Genomic DNA, 19092 nt, shown 5'->3' on the forward strand with positions numbered 1-19092 from the left:
TCGGATCCGAAATGATATAGATAGGGAATCATCCCTTTGGAAAAACTGCCTCCGGGCAGTTTTTTTGTTTGTTGTGATATGAATCATTAATGACTAATTACATTTTGGTCTTGTTTCACGGTTGGCTAACAGGTAGTTTAAGTCTCTTTTTTTCCGCTGGGGTTCAAGATGATTAAGGTAGCACTGGTAGATGATCATGTGATTGTCCGCTCTGGTTTCGCCCAATTGCTGGCACTGGAAGAAGATATCGATGTCGTGGCGGAGTTTGGTTCGGCCAAGGAAGCACGGCTTGGGTTGCCGGGCAGCGGGGCGACGGTGTGCATTCTTGATATTTCAATGCCTGATGAAAGCGGCCTGTCTTTGCTTGCGGACCTCCCGGCGGGATTGGCTTGTATTATGCTGAGCGTTCATGATTCGGCGTCGGTTGTTGAAAAAGCGCTAGAAGTGGGGGCTCGGGGCTATCTGAGCAAGCGTTGCAGCCCGGATGAACTTATCCAGGCGGTACGTACGGCTGCCGGTGGCGGCTGTTATTTAACGCCTGAGGTGGCAATGAAACTGGCAACGACGGCGAAAACGCCTTCTGGTGTGTCGCAACTTACCCGGCGTGAGCGCCAAGTGGCGGAAATGCTCGCACAGGGGATGGATGTTAAGGCCGTTGCCAATGAGCTGGGGTTGAGCCATAAGACTGTCCATGTTCATCGTGCCCATGCGATGGATAAGCTCGATGCCAAAAATAATGTCGAACTCTCAAAGCACTTTGACCAAGAGACGCTTTGATGCGCCAATATGCTGTCATGTCCTTGTGTGGCTGGTTGCTCCTTTCCTGTGGCTGGTTCTGCCTTTGGGTGATCGCCTCCTACTTCACCCTTGATGCGGAACTGGCTGTCTTTCTGTTCCCGTTTGCCCTGCGCACCGGAATTCTGCTTCATTGCCCGAAAAAATATTGGCCCGTTGTTTATGCGTCGGAATGGAGTCTGATGTTGGCATTGGCTCCACTGGTCCATAACCCGTTGTGGTTGTCTGCCTTGGTAGCGAGCTTGCTGAGCGTGGCGTTGCTATGGTTTGCCCAGCGTTTTTATTTCGGTACCCAGTTGCGCCGCTTGGGGGTAATGGGGGCGGTGATCCTCTTATCGGCCCTGATCAACTTTGTTGTTTCTGGTGGCTTTGATACTCATGGCTGGATGGTTGTGCTGGTTACGATAACAGGTGGTGTCATGCTGGTGCCGAGTTGTTATTTGGTATGGAGCTACCTGTTCCAGCAGGCCTGGGTTCCGTTGACCGTCGGGTTGGTTTCCCGCCCGGTCTCGTTGCGGATCCGTCATATCCTGTTTTATGCCGTGCTTTTTGTTGTCAGTATTATCCTCCAGTTGGGGTTGCCTGAAGAGATGCGGCGCTTTGCTCCGTTTTGTCTGGCGATTCCGATTATTCTATTGGCCTTCCGTTACGGATGGCAGGGAGCTTTGCTGGGAACCTTGCTCAATAGCGTGGTGCTGATTGCGGCAAGGGGAAGCAGTAGCGATTTGGCCATTACCGATTTGATGCTGTCGCTGACCGCTCAGAGCCTGACCGGGATTTTGCTGGGAATGGGTATTCAGCGTCAGCGGGAGCTCAACCAGAAGTTACGGCAGCAACTGACCCGAAACCACAGTCTGTCTCAGCAGTTGGTTCGGGCGGAGGAGTCCGTGCGGCGCGATATCGCCCGGGAACTGCATGATGAAATAGGCCAAAATATTACCGCTATCCGCACCCAAGCCTCGATAATCAAACGGGTTGATTCTGCCCCCGTAGCCAACAACTGCGCGGCAATGATCGAGACATTGTCACTGAATATTTATGATACCACCAAGGGGCTGCTGACCCAGCTGCGGCCAAAGTCATTGGATGATATGGGCCTGAAGGCGGCAATTGAGCAATTGTTGCGGGATTTCGAATGTGAGGCTCAGGGAATAGAGGTGGATCTTCACTGGGAAGGAGAGATGGAACCCGAAGCGCTCGAGGATACCCTGAGCGTGACCTTGTACCGCTTGTGTCAGGAGACCATTAACAATGCGATTAAGTATGCCCAGGCTAGTCGGCTCAATGTGCTGTTTGTCATTGACAAAGAATGGGTCTCATTAGAGATCAGTGATAATGGCCGTGGTTTTTCAACCGATTTGGTGATGCAGAAAAATAGCAAGGGGTTTGGTTTGACCGGTATGCGCGAGCGGGTTGAGGCACTCGGTGGTGTATTCGGTATTCGTAGTTATACCCAAGGGGAGCGGCGGGGTACTCACCTGACGATCCGTCTGCCGATTATCTAACGGGACTATTCGATGTTGGGAATTCTTAAATCACCTCAGCCACTGCCGCCGATCACCGACACCGAGTCGGTTGATGAACGCTACCGCTATTGGCGTTTTCATATCATGTTCACCATGTACCTTGGGTATGCGGTGTTCTATTTTACCCGCAAGAACTTTAACTACGCGATGCCCGCGATGCTGGTGGATCTTGGCTTGGACAAAGCGGATATCGGCATGATGGGGACCTTGTTTTATATTACCTACGGGGCCTCGAAGTTTTTCTCAGGGATCATCTCTGATCGTTCTAATCCCCGTTATTTTATGGGCTTGGGACTCATGGCGACAGGTGTGGTGAATATCTTGTTCGGTTTCTCCGATTCGCTCTGGGTCTTGATGATGCTATGGATGTTCAATGCCTGGTTTCAGGGCTGGGGATGGCCGCCGTGCTCTAAGCTGATGACGACATGGTACTCACGTTCCGAACGGGGGTTCTGGTGGTCTTTCTGGAATACCGCCCATAATGTCGGCGGCGCACTGATCCCCTTGTTGGTGGGGTACCTGACTCTTCACTATAGCTGGCGGCTCGGGTTTATTATTCCCGGCATGATTGCCGTGGCCGTTGGCTTGGTATTGTGTTGGCGTTTACGTGATAAGCCAACCACTTTGGGATTGCCGACGGTAGGCCAGTGGCGTCATGACCGCTTGGAATTGGCTCAGGAGCAAGAGGGACAGGGGCTCAGTACTGCGGCTATTTTGCGCAAGTATGTACTGAGTAACAAGTATATCTGGCTGTTGGCGTTTAGTTATGTGTTGGTGTATATCGTGCGTACCGCAGTCAATGACTGGGGCAACCTTTATCTCACTGAGGAGAAAGGTTACGACCTGATTGAAGCGAACATGGTTCTGTCGCTATTCGAAGTGGGGGGCTTTGTCGGATCGCTGGTCGCTGGTTGGGGGTCTGACCGCTTGTTTGGCGGTAACCGCGGGCCGATGAACCTTATCTTTGCTATTGGAATATTTCTTGCGGTTGCGGCGCTTTGGTTGATGCCGGTGGGCAATTATATTTTATTGTCCGGCTGTTTTTTTGCCATTGGATTTTTCGTATTCGGGCCGCAGATGCTGATAGGGATGGCGGCGGCTGAGTGTTCTCATAAGGACTCGGCGGGTGCAGCAACGGGGTTTGTTGGCCTGTTTGCCTACATGGGGGCGGCGATGGCGGGTTATCCGTTGGCGCTGGTGGTTGAGCAATTTCATTGGACCGGCTTCTTTACCGTTATTTCGGCTGCTGCCGGGATCGTTGGGCTGCTGCTGCTGCCGTTCTTGCTGGCACAGTCAACGGTTCATCATCATGAGGCAGCCAGATAGCGTCTGGCCAATCCTGCAAACTCAGCGGCGGAGCAGTCGAGAAAGTCTTCCGAGATAAAGAAATCATAGCCGAGAAGATCGCGGTTATATCGCATGCGGTTGGCCAGCATCGCCATAAGCCCTTTGATGGTTTGCCCGTCGGCAGTGATGTAGGGAGTGTCGTCGAACAGGATATCCTCGAGCTCGAAAGGGGGATCGCTGAGCCTTTTATGTGCCATGACGAGCAGGATGCGTTGATCGAGAAGCAGTTTAGTCGCGACTCTGGGACATATGGCGGTCAGGAAGGGATCATAGTTTTTCAAGCTGACGCCAACCCATGGGATGGGCTCATACCAACCGTCAGTCTGAACACTGGCTTGACCAATCCGCTCGATGTTATGCCATTTAGCCAGCCATCCGCCATAATGGCTATGAAACTGGAGGTGCATGAAGGTGAGCGTGAGGGAGAGTTCGCGTCCTTGACGGATTTTATAGCCAAGCAGCAACATGATAGCCGAGACGAGCAGGATGATGGCACTGGCCGGTGGGGCACGGAAGGGTTCCCACCAAAGTAGCCCGATACCTACCGTGATCCCGACTCCCGCTGCAACATAAAGGTTGGTGCCAAAGGGCTTGAGCGGCGGTCGAATAAAGCGTGTTTTTAGTTGTTCGTCCATAGCAAGATTCTCGGCTTGGTACTCTCTTTATTATGGATTACGCTCGCCCAGTTGGAGAGGGATCAGTACAGGGCTGCTATTTGTTTGTTTTCAGAGAGCATTATTTTTCTCTAAAGTGTAAAAATGAGAGTTTATCGTTGATTTTTGAGATAAATCATCTTTTGTTGCCGCTTAAATAAGCGTTTGCTGGCATTTCTCTGACATCCTTGGTATAACACGCGCTTACTTTTTCCCGCTGGATGTATTGGATTGCCGTATGGTATTCCGATGGATGGTGGTGACTGAAAGTAGTGCAACGGAGTAGGAAATTTAATGAGAATCTCTCACAAACGTAAAGTCCAACTGAAGCTGCAAAAACGCCTGAAAGGTGTTGCAGTAACAGCGAAACCAGCAGTTGCAAAAGCTGTGGTAAAGAAAGCACCAACTGCAGAAACAGTAAAAGCTGCTCCAGCGGCAAAACCTGTTGTTGAAGCAAAGCAGCCTGAAGTGGCAGCGGTAGCGGCAACTGTGTCTCTGACACCGAAGCAGCAACAAGTGCTGGATATCGTGGTAAAGAATGCTGAAGGTATCAACCCTAAAGGGATTGGTCTGGAAGCAGGTCAGGAAGATGCGAAAGCCGCTTCTTGGGCAACTGGTGCGTTGAAGAAACTGACCGAAGAAGGTTTGGTTGAGCGCATCCAACTGGCAGGTAACAAGGTGCTGTACAAAGCCCTGTAATCCCCCTTCCTGAAGGGTAGCCACACTTCGGTGTGAGTGAATGCCAGACCCGTTCCTGTTATACAGGGGCGGGTATTACTTCCTTTCCCCTCTCGATTTACCCTCTTTCCCCATTGTTTGTTTCCTGCAAAGTGTCTCAAAAACGAATCACCTAGTCGCTAAGGTTTGGCAAGCTGTCTTTAACCTGTCGATATGTCTCATCTCTGCTATAACTTATTAATATACCCAAGTAACATCAAGATAATCGATGCCCTGTGGGTTCCAATATAACCGTATTTTTATGGTGGAATTTGCGAATAGGTATGACATGAACCGTTAGGGTGCTAATGAACTGGCTGACGGCATGGAATGGGTTTGACAGAGGCTGCTTAGGTATTATCGAAATTTGTAAGCGTCAAATTTTGCCATGGACGGGAACATGCGGAGGCGAAGGTATGACAATGATAAGTGCTAGAGAGTTTTCCGACTGGCTACGCAATCGCTTTGCTGAAGAGAACCAAGGGGTGAGCCTAACGCGCGAAGATATCAACCAGCTAACCGGTCGACAGAGTTTTTCGCTGGGTTTTGTTCACGACATTCATTATGAGTTAATGCAGCACGGTATGGCGTTTGTTACCGATACATCCAGAGATGTCTTTTATCTGGTGCCGGTATCAAAGAAGCCATGGCGAGAGCAGCTTGAGCATCAATATGAGAGGGAGCTTTTTTGCAACGTCTTGCCTCTCGATAAGTCTGGCTGAGGAGATCCGCCGTGTTTCCCGGACAAAACCGGGAGGCGATACGGAAAATCCTGAGCCTGATGACGACAGCAATTAAAACGGGTGCGCCCCACGCACCCGTTTTTTATACCCCAAGCCTTGTTGGCTTACAGTACGGCTGCAATGCCTTTGCACAAAGGCTGCATATTAGCTTTTGTCATGCCCGCAACGCTGATGCGCCCTGAACCCACGATGTAAATCGCAAACTCTTCCTTGAGTCGGGCAACTTGTTCTTTGGTTAAGCCTGAGAATGAGAACATACCGTTTTGGCGCTCGATGAAGCTAAAGTCACGTTCGATGCCAAGATCTTTCAGGGTTTGTACAAATAGAACGCGCATTTCTTGGATGCGATCACGCATATCGGCCACTTCCTGCTCCCACTCTGCGCGGAGTGCATCATTGTTCAGGATCTCTGTAACAATTGCAGCACCGTGTGCTGGTGGGTTGGAGTAGATAACCCGTGCAATGCTCTTCACTTGGCTGAATGCCGTTGCACTTTCCTCGGCGGTACGGCCTACCAAGGTAAAGGCACCAACACGCTCATTGTAAAGGCCAAAATTCTTGGAGAATGAGCTAGCGACCAATAGTTCTTCGCATTTATCTGCAAAGATCCGCAAGCCTTGGGCATCTTCTTCCACGCCCTTGGCAAAGCCTTGGTAGGCAAAGTCAAACATTGGAAGTAGCTGCTTTTCTTGGCAAAGCGTGGCGAGTTGCTGCCATTGTGCAGAATCTGGGTCGATACCTGTTGGGTTGTGGCAGCACCCGTGAAGTAGTACTACATCACCAGGCTGGGCGTTGGCGAGATCGGCCAGCGCAGCGTCGAAATCCATGTCTTTGCTTTCAGCATCGTAGTAGCTGTACTGGGTTGTTTTAAGGCCTGCGGCTGCAAATACACCGTTGTGGTTAGCCCAAGTTGGGTTGCTGATCCAAACGGTAACATTGCCGAGCTGGCGCTTGATAAATTCCGCAGCGAGACGCAGTGCACCTGTGCCACCAGGGGCTTGGGCGGTACTTGCGCGCTTGGATGAGATGATTGGGGAATCCTGTCCGAACAGAAGTTGCTGTACCGCAAGGCCGTATTCAGCTGTTCCCGGAATGCTCAGGTAAGATTTGGTGGTTTCTTTTTCGAGCAAAATCGCTTCGGCTTTTTTCACCGTAGCAAGGACCGGTGTGTTACCTGACTCGTCCTTGTAGATACCTACACCAAGGTTAATTTTTTCCGGGCGGCTGTCATTCTTGAATTCTTCGGTAAGGCCAAGAATAGGATCGGCTGGCGCGGCAGAAATTTTTTCAAACATTGTCATCATCCATGCTGGTAAGAATAGAAATATATCAGCTCTTTATACCCTGTGAATGCCAGTCATGACAAGGAGTTGTAACAATTCCAACGAAGAAAAATAGTAAAAGGAGTATGTTGCCGAATTATGTAAGCTGCAGATTAAATTGGTCAAAAAGCCAACAAATTGTTTTGCAAGAAAATTACGACATTTTTATCGCCATACTGACTTTTTTGTGAACTTAATGGAGCATTTTTCATTAAAAAATAAAAATAAAACGTAATTAAGTGAAATATTATGAAATTCCTGTTCATCCCTGTGAAACCGATCACGGATGGTAGGGGTAGGGTTGTCATAGGATTTCACCCCGATGGAATGCGGTTAAATATTAGCGAAAAGGCCATTTTAAGCGGTGAAGAGGCAGACAAATGATGTTTTTGTCTTTTTATCGTCGTCTAGATGGCGAAATACGCTTAATTTATCTTTAACCGTAGAAAAAGCAACGGCTCACGTGTTGTTGCTGAAGTATGTTTCGGGGATACGATAATGGAAAAGCCACGCCTTACATTTTGGCAAATATGGAATATGAGTTTCGGTTTCATGGGCATTCAGTTTGGTTTTGGTTTACAAAACGCGAATGTCAGCCGGATTTTCGAGACGTTAGGGGCAAGTATTGATCAAATCCCCATTCTATGGATTGCTGCACCGTTAACTGGTTTGCTGGTTCAGCCTATCATTGGCTACTTCAGTGACCGTACTTGGACACGCCTTGGCCGCCGTCGCCCTTACTTTCTTTTCGGGGCCGTTGCATCATCGCTCGCGCTTATTGTGATGCCTTATTCGCCTTATCTTTGGGTTGCCGCTGGTATGCTGTGGATTTTGGATGCATCAATTAATATTTCGATGGAGCCATTCCGCGCATTGGTTGCCGATAATTTGCCATCATCGCAACGTACCCGTGGCTTTGCGGTACAAACATTCTTTATCGGCGTTGGCTCTGTGGTTGCTTCGGCAATGCCGTATTTGCTGACGAACATTGCAGGTGTTGCGAATACCGCACCCGCAGGTGAGGTGCCACCGTCAGTCAAAATTTCATTCTTGTGTGGTGCACTGGTGTTTATCGGCACTATCCTATGGACAGTTTACCGTACCAAGGAGTATTCGCCTGAAGAGTTAGCCAGTTATAGCCATGAGGCTGGCGAATCGTCTGAAACGGATGAAAAGGCGAGTTTTGCGGGTATGCTGGCCGATCTGAAGGCGATGCCAAAGACGATGATCCAGCTAGCTGTGGTACAGTTTTTCTCATGGTTCGCCCTTTTTGCAATGTGGATTTACACCACTTCAGCGGTCACCTCTCATATCTTTGGTACTACCGATACCAGCTCTGCTCAATACAACCAAGGTGCAGACTGGGTGGGTCTTTGTTTTGCTGCTTACAATGGTATATCTGCACTGGCGGCATTTGCTCTGCCTTGGCTTGCTGAGCGTACCAGCCGTAAATTTGTCCACGGTTTAAGCTTGGTGATTGGTGGGTTGAGCTTAGGTTCTATAGCCCTGATCCAAGATCCTTCTATGTTGATGCTGAACATGGTGGGGATTGGCTTGGCATGGGCAAGTATCCTATGCATGCCTTATGCAATTCTGGCTGGCTCTTTGCCTTCGAATAAAATGGGGTTTTACATGGGGGTATTTAATTTCTTCATTGTTCTGCCACAGATACTTGCTGCAGGGATCTTGGGTTTCTTTACCCGCTGGGCATTTGACGGTAATACCATGATGGCGATTGTGCTGGGTGGCGGCTCGATGGTATTCGCGGGCCTGATGGTCAGCTTGGTTAAGGATGAAGATGAGCCAAATACTCTTGGCGAAGATGTGGATAAAGGCGTGTCGGGGCAAGCGGTAGCCGCTTAACTTCTGATCATAAAAGCCCGTACTGAGTTGAGCTTAGTACGGGCTTTTTGTTGTTGGGCAAATAACGTTGAGTTAATGCGGTGTCTCTACCGAATAGCGCGGGGTCCGCAGCTTTGGGATCGGTGACCTAGATAAAAAAAGTATCGAGGTACAGCTGTTCTACTTCTTTGCGAGCCCATTCGGTACGGCGAAGAAACTTAAGGCTTGATTTGATGCTAGGGTCGCTTGTAAAGCAGCGAATTTTCACGATACGCCCTAGTTCTTCCCAGCCATAGTGATCAACCAGTTCACCAAGAAGGGTCTGGAGAGTTATACCGTGTAGTGGGTTATTGGGTTGGGTATCCATGGTCTAGTTTCTATATTGAGTTTGTAATCGAGCACTATAGCAGTTTGGTCAGGTCGATTAAATCTGAGTGGATAAAATATATCTATTAGAATGGCATCCAACTTGGCAGTATGTCATATCGACAAGGCTGCAATATCACTAGGAACAACTGTGCTCAATAATGACATTTTGCGACGTATTCGCTATACCTTTGATTTTAATGATTCAGCGATGATGAATATTTTTGCTGAGGCGGATCATGAGGTAACTCGAGAGCAAGTGAGTGATTGGCTTAAGAAAGAAGATGATGCGGCATTTACAAAATGTACCGATCATGAGCTGGCTATTTTTCTGAATGGTTTGATTAATACCAAACGTGGCAAGAAAGAAGGCCCGCAACCTGTCCCTGAGTCACGTCTGACCAACAATATGATTTTTATGAAGTTGCGTATTGCGTTGAACTTTAAGGCTGATGATATCATCGAGGTTTTGAAGTCGGTTGACTGCGAGATTAGCAACCATGAACTAAGTGCTTTTTTCAGAAAGCCTGATAACAAGCATTACCGCGAATGTAAGGATCAGATTTTAAGAAATTTCCTATTGGGTGTTCAGTATCGTTTCCGTCCGCAAGATCAGGAAGCGGCCGAGTAATACTGAGTCGCGATAGAATAAAAAAGGCTACCAGAAGGTAGCCTTTTTTTATTGTCGAACGCTTTATTGCCAATAATTAGAAGCTGGCAGAGCGTGGAGTACGTGGGAATGGGATTACGTCACGTACGTTGCCCATACCGGTAACGTAAGATACTAGACGCTCAAAGCCCAGACCAAAACCAGCGTGCGGTACTGTACCGTAACGGCGCAGATCGCGGTACCAGTTCATGTGCTCAGGGTCGATACCCATTTCGCGCATACGTGCGTCTAGGATATCCAGACGCTCTTCACGCTGAGAACCACCGATGATTTCACCAATGCCGGGTGCTAGTACGTCCATCGCAGCAACAGTCTTGCCGTCGTCGTTCATGCGCATGTAGAAGGCTTTGATATCTTTCGGGTAGTTCTTAACGATTACCGGTGCCTTGAAGTGTTCTTCTGCGAGGTAACGCTCGTGCTCAGAAGACATGTCGATGCCCCACTCAACTGGGAATTCGAATTCGCGGCCAGAATCAAGAAGGATCTGGATTGCGTCAGTGTAGTCAACCTGAGCAAAATCAGATGAAACGAACTGCTCTAGACGAGTGATCGCTTGCTTGTCGATACGCTGTGCGAAGAACTCAAGGTCATCGCGGCGCTCTTCAAGAACAGCTTTGAATACATACTTCAGCATGTCTTCTGCCAGCTTGGCTACGTCATCTAGCTCTGCAAACGCAACTTCAGGCTCTACCATCCAGAACTCTGCTAGGTGGCGGCTTGTGTTTGAGTTTTCAGCACGGAAAGTTGGACCGAAAGTGTATACCTTGCTTAGTGCACAAGCGTAAGCTTCAGCGTTCAGCTGACCAGAAACGGTTAGGAACGTTTCTTTGCCGAAGAAGTCTTCGTTGTAGTCAACGTTGCCTGCGTCAGTACGAGGTAGGTTTTCCATGTCTAGCGTAGAAACGCGGAACATTTCGCCGGCACCTTCACAGTCAGAGGCTGTGATAAGAGGTGCAGATACCCAGAAGTAACCCTGCTCGTGGTAGAAGCGGTGGATTGCCTGAGACAAGCAGTTACGTACACGGGCAACAGCACCGATAACGTTAGTGCGAGGGCGAAGGTGAGCCACTTCACGTAGGTATTCGATAGAGTGGCGAGTTTTCGCCATTGGGTATGTGTCAGCATCTTCAACCCAGCCAACAACTTTAACGTCAGTTGCTGCTAGTTCGAAATCCTGACCCTGTGCAGGCGACTCAACGATTTTACCAGTGACCTCAACAGAGCAACCAGTCGTCAGCTTAAGGACTTCTTCCTGGTAATTATTCAACTCATTAGGGACCACGGCCTGAATCGGGTCGAAACAAGAGCCGTCATAAATGGCAAGGAAAGAGATTCCAGCTTTGGAATCACGACGTGAGCGAATCCAGCCGCGAACAGTTACTTCACTGTCAACCGCTAGCTTACCGCTCAGTACGTCTTTTACAGGCGCGTAAGTCATGTGTAAATTATTCTCCGTTAAGGCACTTCATTACTGTCTTAGGGACTCATTCCCCAAAGACAGAGTCCAAACCACCAATATTACCTGTCTGGCGTTCAGCATCAAGCTTTGTAATAGCTTGAAAACAGAAATAGGTCAACAAATGATGCTTATCCGGTTGTTTGCTGTTCAATAAGTGTTCGCTGTGCTGTTGTGCGAGCCCTGAAAGGAACAACCCGCTATGTGCGGGTTGTTGGATTTTGCTTTGTTTATGGAGCGGGTGTCTCGGGGAGATAAGCGCATGTTTTGCCATCATTGAGAATCGTACCTGCATCGGGACCGGTGTCTTCTTCAACAGGTGGCGTGTTTTCGCTTGTTCCATCGCCGCTCGTCCCATCCCCCTCTGAAGCGGGTGTTTCTTCTGCTGGAGGAGCTTCTATGGGGGTAACATCGGGCACATCGGCCGCATCAATTAAGGTTATGATATCACTCCATATTTCCCCTTCATTGCTGCTATAGGCTAATGCTTCGTCGGTTTGCCAGCGGGTTTGGTGGTTGAAGGCTTTGATGGCTAAGCGCAATCCATCGGTATCGGTGATTTGCAATCGTTCGTTCATTGAGCCGTCCAGCGCTTCGTAGTACAGCGTCCCGTCATCTTCCAGTCGCCATTTGATTTCGAAGTTGAAGCCACAGCCATCTGAGTCGATATAACGGCCAAGGAAGAAGTCACCGGAAAAATCGTCACTTAACTTCAAGTAGCGAGAGCTGTCGTTGGCAAAGGTGAGTGCTTTGTCATCAGAGCGTTCTCCCGTTTGGCCAACTAACAGGGTTTCTGTAAAGCGAGGATCTCGATCGAACCAGATCTGTTTGCAGTTGGCTGCGGCATTGGTGTAATCCGTCAAGGTTTGTGTGGTTACGGGGGTTGTGGTATCCGGATCCCAGCCTGAATCGGCGATCGCACAGCTAGCTAGTTGATCCGCGGCATAATAACGCACCATGACATTGTCAATGGCATCAAGGGGGGCATCGCTACCGGTTTCAAGGTGGCGATATTGCTTAAATGCCAGTAGACGTTGGTCGTAGTCTCGGCTCGTGAGCGCCCAGCGGTTATAGTTGCCATTCTCGTTGGTGTCGGGAGTCAGGGTTAGGTATCCCTCGTCGCCTAATGACCAGCTGCGACTGCCCGTTTCGAGTTCGGTATGGCGGTATTGTTCCCATTGGTTATTGTCGCGTAGGATTTGAGCGCTGATTTCACCATCAGGGCTGATTTGAACCCAGTGGCGGTCAAGTAGGTTATCAAGGGCTGATGTTGTTAGCCTCTCATCACCACCACATTCGGTAACGGCATTGAGATAAAGATCGGAATTGGCATTGCCCGTATTGCCAAATTCACAGTTGCCGAAAGGCGGGAGATTGTCACGGCTGGTTGCCGCGAAGATTTGCTCTTTGGCGTCAATGTCAAAACCTGAGAAGTTGAACTCTTCGCCGTCAAGCAGGACTTCTCCGATATGGACAAAATCTCTATCAGCAACAAGAAACAGTTTTTGGCTGTTAAATTGGTAATTGTCAGAGAGCTGGCGAATGATATCGGGAATATCAAAGCGAATGAGTTGCTGGCCGAATGCGCTTGTCGACGCCCATACCCCATAGCTCTGGATCGTCCATTCATCGGCGGCGATATTGCTCCAGTAACGTACGGTGAAGAACCCGTCATCGATGAGCTCCACGACGATATTGTCACTGAGCTTGAAGCCGTTGACTGAATCAATCTCAGCACCGACATCTTCCAGCGGCGTGATCACTTCATCCAAAGTGACATAGTCGATATCCGGTTGGGCGTAAGGGGAGATCCGGCATTCGTCTTGGCCATTGGTGTTGTCACATAGCAGATATGTTTCATTTTCTGGTCGCCAAGTAAAGTAGAACCCAGAGGATCCGGCACTAAATTGCGCATCGGGTTTGATGTAGCGGGTTATGTAATGATTATCCTTGCTCGATAGAAAATCGTGAATTCGCTTGCCCTCCAGAGGGTAAACGCCGGCGGATAACCGGATGCCTGCCTCATCCTCTTTATCCAAGGCCGCATCGGTCAAAACCGCTGATTGGCGAGTGATTGCCACGACCTTGAGGTAGTTGAACATCCCGGTCCAGCCTTCGTTAGTCAGGACCTGCAATTGGATATCGTCGGTAGAGAAGGATGTGGAGTTACTGAAGTATGTGAAAAACTCGGCAAGGGAAATGGCTTGATTGCCGTCCTTGTTCCAGCGGAATTCGTTTACCGTTGTCTCAGCACCGTCATAAAGGGTTTGGTCGGCATGAATACCGACGGCGGCATTGCTGTTCTCGGTGCTGATTTGCCAATAGCCGTCACTCAATATGGCCTGAATGTCCGCTTCGGTTGCGGCTTGCTCGGTAAAGAAGCGCTCAATTCGGCCATCGATCATGGTGTTAACCAGCGAGAGCTGCATCAGATCTTTGAGTGTTAGGCCTTGTAGCCCTAATTTGGGAAAAAGTGTATCTCGGATGTCCGTTGCGATGGTATTGATATCTTGATATGCGAAGAGCACTTTGCCTTGTGGTGCCTCGATAAAAACGTCTTCGAATACTCCCCAGTTGCCGATTTGCGCCACGCGCTTAGCGAGGGCGAAGTAGGCAAGGGATGACTCAAGAGTAATGCTCAGTCGTTCTGTTGCCAGAGGGGTGATATAGAGACCTTCTGGCAGGGTTTCACCTAGGGTGATTTCAGGTACGCCTTTCACATCAAGTAGCAGGACGGCATTGATTCTGGGACGCGTACCAGCCTCGAGGGTGTAAATGCCATCGCCGGTTGTTGACCACTGGCTAATCTCAATCGTATCGGCAATAAGCCCTTTATCATCGAGCCAAACAGCTGTGAAATTCTGTTCAGTAAGGGTTCTTACAGCATCGGCGTAGGCTGGCTGTAATAGATTGGACTGAAAGGCGATGGTGTCCATATTTGCCGGAAGATCAACCGAGACGGTGAATTGGGTACGGGTGGGAGCGGGTTCAGCCGCGGTTGGGGTTGTGGTGTTTCCGCTATCGCCGCAGGCAGTCAATAGAAGGCTCACCGCTGCCCATAGGCAACACCCTAGATAATTGCGCATAATTTTCCCCTCAGTGCCTGAGAAAAAGTGTATCGAATCCGAGCTGTCCCCATTGACTCCTTCGAGGCAGTAGCATCGGTAATAGGTTTTTGATTGAGTATAGTGATGGGGAGGAGGGCGATTGCCGGAATTGAAAATGGTCTTGAGGATAATGCAGCCGTCTTGTTGTTAAGACGGCTGCCGGAGAATCAGGGCAGGAAGTTAGGCAATAGCCAGGTATTTGTGTGTTTGGATAGACAGGCGCCAGTTGCGTTTGATGCAGGTTTCGATGCACAACTCGGTCGCGCGTGGTTTTTGGCTGATAGGCTGAAGGGCGATGTTGACCTTGGGTTTGAGGTTTTTTCCGGCAAGCAGGGCATCCAGTTGCTCGATGTCTTTTTCAGTACCGACTGGATGTTTGATTTCATCTGCTCGCGCCAAAGCGCTGGCCAATACTGGCAATTTGCCCTTCATATTGATTTTGGGTGAGACGGTGACCCAGGTATCTGCGGTTGCGAGGATCTCGGATGTCCCGCTGGTTTCGATCTGACAATGGAATCCAGCGTTCTCGAGAGCCGTGGTAAGCGGTATCAAATCATAGATACAAGGCTCGCCACCAGTAATAACAACATGTTTTGCGGTATATTTTTGATCTTGAAGTAGTTTAACGACGCCATCTGCATCTAGCTCACACCATAGTGGTGAATCGCCTCGTTTGGCCATCACCGTTTCAATAGTGGTCTGATCTTGCGGTTCGGCACTCCACGTTTGTTTCGTATCGCACCATGAACACCCGACAGGGCAAATTTGCAAACGTACGAAAATGGCGGGCATGCCAGTGAATACGCCTTCACCTTGAATGGTTTCAAATACTTCGTTAATTTTGTACACCGCTAACCTCGTGGTGGTAAAAGATTGACTGCGGATTATACCAGCTAGAGCTAACGATGGTATCGGGATCCGTGTTGAGGCTCCCATAAATTTTATTGCTGAAATAAGCAGCCGCATAATTATGGATTTATGTTACAGAGAGCAAATTTTCCTAAATATTTCATATTTCCCTGTGACAGCTATCACGTAGCAAAAAACTTTGGCTTCACAATTAGTTCGCAAAGTAAAAAAATTCGTTAGCAATTACTTTTATTTTTTCAGGAGTTTGGCATGTACGTCGCCCAGCCCGGTCATATTGATCATATTAAAAGAAATAATGCTGGCAGCGTGTACAAGCTAATTGACCAGTATGCTCCAATTTCACGCATCGAACTGTCGAAGCGCAGCCAATTGGCTCCTGCCAGTATCACCAAGATCACTCGGGAATTGATAGAAGCGCATTTGATCAAAGAGACAGCGATTCAAGAATCGTCGAACCGAGGCCGTCCCGCGATAGGTCTGGTTCCTGCCAATGAAGGATGGCAGTTTTTGTCGATGCGTTTGGGTCGTGGTTATATGACCATTGCCTTGCATGAACAGGGAGGGGATATATTGGTCGAGGAGCGACAGAATCTTGATGTTCTTCATCAAGACGAAGTGCTGAAGAAACTGATAGAAGAAATCCACTCTTTCTTTGCCCGCCATGTTAGCGAGCTTGATCGAATCACCGCTATAGCCGTATCACTTCCGGGTCTTGTGAATGCCGAGACGGGAGTGGTATTGCAGATGCCTTATTACGAAGTGCATAACCTAGAGCTTGGCCCTGCTATTCATGATGCGACGGGGTTGCCGGTATTTATCGGGAACGATACCCGCTCATGGGCCTTGGCCGAAAAACTATTTGGTAATTCACGGGATGTGGCCAACTCGCTGCTTGTTTCGATTCACCACGGTGTAGGTGCTGGTATCGTGCTGGATAATATGGTCTTGTCGGGCAGAATGGGCAATGTCGGTGAATTAGGCCATATTCAGATTAAGCCGTATGGCAAACGTTGTTTTTGTGGCAATCATGGTTGCTTGGAAACGGTGGCGAGCTTGAAGGCGGTTATCGAGCAAGTGGAGTTGAGACTTCGTGAGGGGCATCCCTCAAGCCTGCATGGCAAGGTGCTGACCATCGAGGGTATTTGTGATGCTGCCGTATCTGGAGACACTCTGGCAAGGCAGATCATCGTTGAGCTTGGCCACCACCTTGGTCAGGCCATTGCGATTATGGTTAATTTGTTCAATCCTGACAAGGTACTGATTGGAGGCGAATTTAATCGCGCTAAATCAGTGCTGTATCCTGCGATTATGGAATGTATCCGTACTCAGTCATTACCGCTGTACAATAAGGGGTTAGTAATTGAGCAAAGTTGCTTCTACACCCAAGCCACTATGCCGGGGGCTGCTTTGGTTAAGCAGGCGATGTACGACGGCCATTTGTTGATGAAATTGATTGAAGGCTAATTAGATGTTGGTGGTTTACTCAAATATTCCAAGAGAGACAGTTGATTAAAATAAGGCGATAAATTTGTCTTGTTCATGAGCGCTTAGGTATGCTATATGCGATTTTATTTGTGCTTTCTGATTGTCTATTCGAAAAATATGAATTTATTTTAGAGTAAATATATATTGTTTTGGACACGGAACTCTCGAATTAAACAATAAAATATCAATAAGTCTTTGTTAAAAAACACATCCACAGACATTAAATGCTTTTGCTACAGATCTTTTTTTAGTTGCTCATCTATCACATTATGAAGAAATGAGAGTGCAGCACGATGATCACTGCGGCTCATGAACCATTGCTTTTGGTTGGTCTCTAGAGGGAGTAATTCCAACCAGCGCTGGCATACCCATGTCATGTCATTGTAATCGGGGATTGGGTATTGCGCGGCATGCTCAGGATATTCATCGAACAGGGCTTTCAGGCTGTTTGATATATCTCTGTCGACAAACTTAATGTCAGCCGGTGTCCAGTTGGTTAACATAGTGATATCACCAAACCGCAATCCGTCGTCTTCCTTCCAATGTCTGTTGATTACAAATTTTTCGATACCCTTGACCGTGATACCTAAGAGTCCATCAGGCAATTTTTCAAAATCGGTGATGATTGCCCGGGTACCAAAGTGACATAGATTAGTGTCATCTTTCATGCAGAGCCCAAAGCCATCGCTGGATGCCATGGCTAATTTCACAAGGCGAGTGTAGCGGGGTTCAAAAATTCGTAGTTTGCTGACGCCGCCGGGCAGCAGGTAAATCTGTAATGGAAAAAGTGGTAATTGCATAATTTTAGCCTTTACTGACGTTACATATTATTGGGTACGTTCTAACGTGCTATAACGTTCAGAAAAAGTATAAGCAGACAGATCTCGGGTGTTGTCTGCTTTTCGATACTATTGCAATGCTTGTTCAATGGCAGAAGTTAATTTGCTAAGTTCTTGTTGAGTAATAATAAAAGGAGGCATTATGTAGACAAGTGTGCCAAATGGGCGAATCCATACACCGTTGTCGACAAATACTTCTTGAATAACCGCCAAATCTACAGGGCTGTGTAGCTCTACCACGCCAATTGCACCTAACCATCGAACGGCTTTTACATTGCCGAGTCTTGTTAGTGCCGGGAGGGTATCAGCAAGTTGTTTTTCAATGCTTTTTACCTGTTCTTTCCAGTGATTCTTAGCCAATATATCGAGGCTTGCATTGGCGACCGCACAGGCCAATGGATTGCCCATGAAGGTAGGGCCATGCATGAAGCATCCTGCCTCGCCATTGCATACCGTGTCTGCGACATGAGATGTGGTCAAGGTCGCTGACAGTGTCATATATCCACCAGTCAGCGCTTTACCCAGACACATGATATCCGGTGTGATCCCCGCGTGCTCACATGCAAATAATTTTCCGGTTCGGCCAAATCCCGTCGCAATTTCATCAACGATGAGCAGTATTCCATGTTGGTCACACAGCTGACGTACCTTGCTGAGGAATGTCGGGTGGTAGATCCGCATCCCTCCCGCACCCTGTACGATAGGTTCGATGATCACCGCTGCAATTTCTTGGCTGTGAATCGTTATTTTTTCCTTGAAGTCCTCAATATCCTGTTCTTGCCACGGCTCGAAGAATCCCCCTTGTGGTGACTCGGCAAAGATATGCTCGGGTAAGAAACCTTTGTACAGGGAGTGCATTGAATTATCGGGATCAGTTACCGACATGGCGGCAAATGTATCGCCATGGTATCCGTGACGAACGGTAAGAAATTTCGGCCGGCGTTGACCTTTGCTGTGCCAATACTGAAGAGCCATTTTCAGGGCGACTTCTACGGCGACAGAGCCAGAATCGGCGAGGAATACGTGCTGGAGTGTAGAGGGCGTGATATCGATCAGTTTCTTGCACAGCTCGACAGCGGGCTGGTGGGTAATTCCGCCAAACATAACATGTGACATCTGGTCTATTTGTGTTTTGGCGGCGTTGTTGAGATCTGGATGGTTATAGCCATGTATGGTTGACCACCATGACGACATTCCATCAATGATCTTTCTACCGTCTTCTAAGGTTAGGTAAACCCCGTCAGCCCGACTGACTGGGTAGCAGGGGAGCGGTGAGACTGTCGATGTGTAGGGGTGCCAGATATGCTGTTGGTCAAATTGGAGATCAATAGAGTTGGTTGCTTTTAGCACAGAT

General features: G+C 48.6%; 16 protein-coding genes. 8 read left to right on the forward strand and 8 right to left on the reverse strand.

Annotated features, from left to right (window positions below; translation table 11 throughout):
• Nucleotides 1-168: 168 nt before the first annotated feature.
• Genes uhpA through ACSF8X_RS08045 form a run of 3 tightly spaced genes read left to right on the forward strand, consistent with a single transcriptional unit; the run spans nucleotide 169 to nucleotide 3647 of the window.
• Entirely contained in the window at nucleotides 169-777 is a 609-nt protein-coding gene (gene uhpA / locus ACSF8X_RS08035; RefSeq protein ID WP_500851107.1) for a response regulator transcription factor UhpA, read from the forward strand.
• Entirely contained in the window at nucleotides 777-2300 is a 1524-nt protein-coding gene (uhpB, locus tag ACSF8X_RS08040) for a signal transduction histidine-protein kinase/phosphatase UhpB (protein WP_047879486.1), read from the forward strand. Before uhpA ends, uhpB begins: the two co-directional genes overlap by 1 nt.
• A 12-nt stretch (nucleotides 2301-2312) precedes the next feature.
• Complete coding sequence (locus tag ACSF8X_RS08045; protein WP_047879487.1) at nucleotides 2313-3647, forward strand: MFS transporter; 1335 nt, start codon at nucleotides 2313-2315, stop codon at nucleotides 3645-3647.
• Here ACSF8X_RS08045 and ACSF8X_RS08050 read toward each other — a convergent pair.
• Entirely contained in the window at nucleotides 3629-4303 is a 675-nt protein-coding gene (locus ACSF8X_RS08050; protein WP_500851108.1) for a DUF2982 domain-containing protein, read from the reverse strand. The genes ACSF8X_RS08045 and ACSF8X_RS08050 overlap by 19 nt on opposite strands.
• Nucleotides 4304-4615: 312 nt before the next feature.
• Here ACSF8X_RS08050 and ACSF8X_RS08055 point away from each other — a divergent pair, with 312 nt between their 5' ends.
• Nucleotides 4616-5020 (forward strand): hypothetical protein, encoded by a 405-nt coding sequence (locus ACSF8X_RS08055; protein WP_047879488.1) that lies wholly within the window; start codon nucleotides 4616-4618, stop codon nucleotides 5018-5020.
• 434 nt (nucleotides 5021-5454) lie between these two features.
• Nucleotides 5455-5760, forward strand: a complete 306-nt coding sequence (locus ACSF8X_RS08060) for a hypothetical protein (protein ID WP_047879529.1) — start codon at nucleotides 5455-5457, stop codon at nucleotides 5758-5760.
• A gap of 125 nt (nucleotides 5761-5885) precedes the next feature.
• On the opposite strand, the gene ACSF8X_RS08065 is transcribed toward ACSF8X_RS08060, so the two are convergent.
• Nucleotides 5886-7076 (reverse strand): amino acid aminotransferase, encoded by a 1191-nt coding sequence (locus ACSF8X_RS08065; protein WP_500851109.1) that lies wholly within the window; start codon nucleotides 7074-7076, stop codon nucleotides 5886-5888.
• Nucleotides 7077-7601: 525 nt separating this feature from the next.
• Between ACSF8X_RS08065 and ACSF8X_RS08070 the strand changes: the two genes are divergently transcribed.
• Complete coding sequence (locus ACSF8X_RS08070) at nucleotides 7602-8966, forward strand: MFS transporter (RefSeq protein ID WP_500851110.1); 1365 nt, start codon at nucleotides 7602-7604, stop codon at nucleotides 8964-8966.
• A 127-nt stretch (nucleotides 8967-9093) separates the two neighbouring features.
• On the opposite strand, the gene ACSF8X_RS08075 is transcribed toward ACSF8X_RS08070, so the two are convergent.
• The gene (locus ACSF8X_RS08075; RefSeq protein WP_047879491.1) at nucleotides 9094-9312 is read right to left on the reverse strand and encodes a VF530 family protein; all 219 of its coding nucleotides are present in this window, start codon (nucleotides 9310-9312) and stop codon (nucleotides 9094-9096) included.
• 150 nt (nucleotides 9313-9462) lie between these two features.
• On the opposite strand from ACSF8X_RS08075, the gene ACSF8X_RS08080 reads away from it, so the two are divergent.
• Complete coding sequence (locus ACSF8X_RS08080; RefSeq protein ID WP_500851158.1) at nucleotides 9463-9942, forward strand: YehS family protein; 480 nt, start codon at nucleotides 9463-9465, stop codon at nucleotides 9940-9942.
• Between the two features lie 76 nt (nucleotides 9943-10018).
• Here ACSF8X_RS08080 and asnS read toward each other — a convergent pair whose 3' ends face one another.
• The 3 genes from asnS to queE form a co-directional block, all read right to left on the reverse strand.
• A complete protein-coding gene (gene asnS, locus ACSF8X_RS08085; RefSeq protein WP_047879493.1) occupies nucleotides 10019-11419 on the reverse strand; it encodes an asparagine--tRNA ligase in 1401 nt (466 codons plus the stop codon).
• A gap of 248 nt (nucleotides 11420-11667) precedes the next feature.
• Nucleotides 11668-14523, reverse strand: a complete 2856-nt coding sequence (locus ACSF8X_RS08090) for a hydrogenase expression protein HypA (protein WP_500851111.1) — start codon at nucleotides 14521-14523, stop codon at nucleotides 11668-11670.
• Nucleotides 14524-14724: 201 nt separating this feature from the next.
• Complete coding sequence (gene queE / locus ACSF8X_RS08095; protein ID WP_500851112.1) at nucleotides 14725-15393, reverse strand: 7-carboxy-7-deazaguanine synthase QueE; 669 nt, start codon at nucleotides 15391-15393, stop codon at nucleotides 14725-14727.
• 270 nt (nucleotides 15394-15663) lie between these two features.
• On the opposite strand from queE, the gene mlc reads away from it, so the two are divergent.
• A complete protein-coding gene (gene mlc, locus ACSF8X_RS08100; protein ID WP_047879496.1) occupies nucleotides 15664-16878 on the forward strand; it encodes a sugar metabolism global transcriptional regulator Mlc in 1215 nt (404 codons plus the stop codon).
• Nucleotides 16879-17132: 254 nt separating this feature from the next.
• On the opposite strand, the gene ACSF8X_RS08105 is transcribed toward mlc, so the two are convergent.
• Together ACSF8X_RS08105 and bioA are read right to left on the reverse strand one after the other, a co-directional pair.
• Nucleotides 17133-17699, reverse strand: coding sequence for an LON peptidase substrate-binding domain-containing protein (locus tag ACSF8X_RS08105; protein WP_047879497.1), 567 nt, complete (start codon nucleotides 17697-17699; stop codon nucleotides 17133-17135).
• A gap of 108 nt (nucleotides 17700-17807) precedes the next feature.
• Nucleotides 17808-19088 (reverse strand): adenosylmethionine--8-amino-7-oxononanoate transaminase, encoded by a 1281-nt coding sequence (gene bioA / locus ACSF8X_RS08110; protein WP_500851113.1) that lies wholly within the window; start codon nucleotides 19086-19088, stop codon nucleotides 17808-17810.
• Between the last annotated feature and the right edge of the window lie 4 nt (nucleotides 19089-19092).

The organism is Photobacterium panuliri, assembly GCF_059920555.1.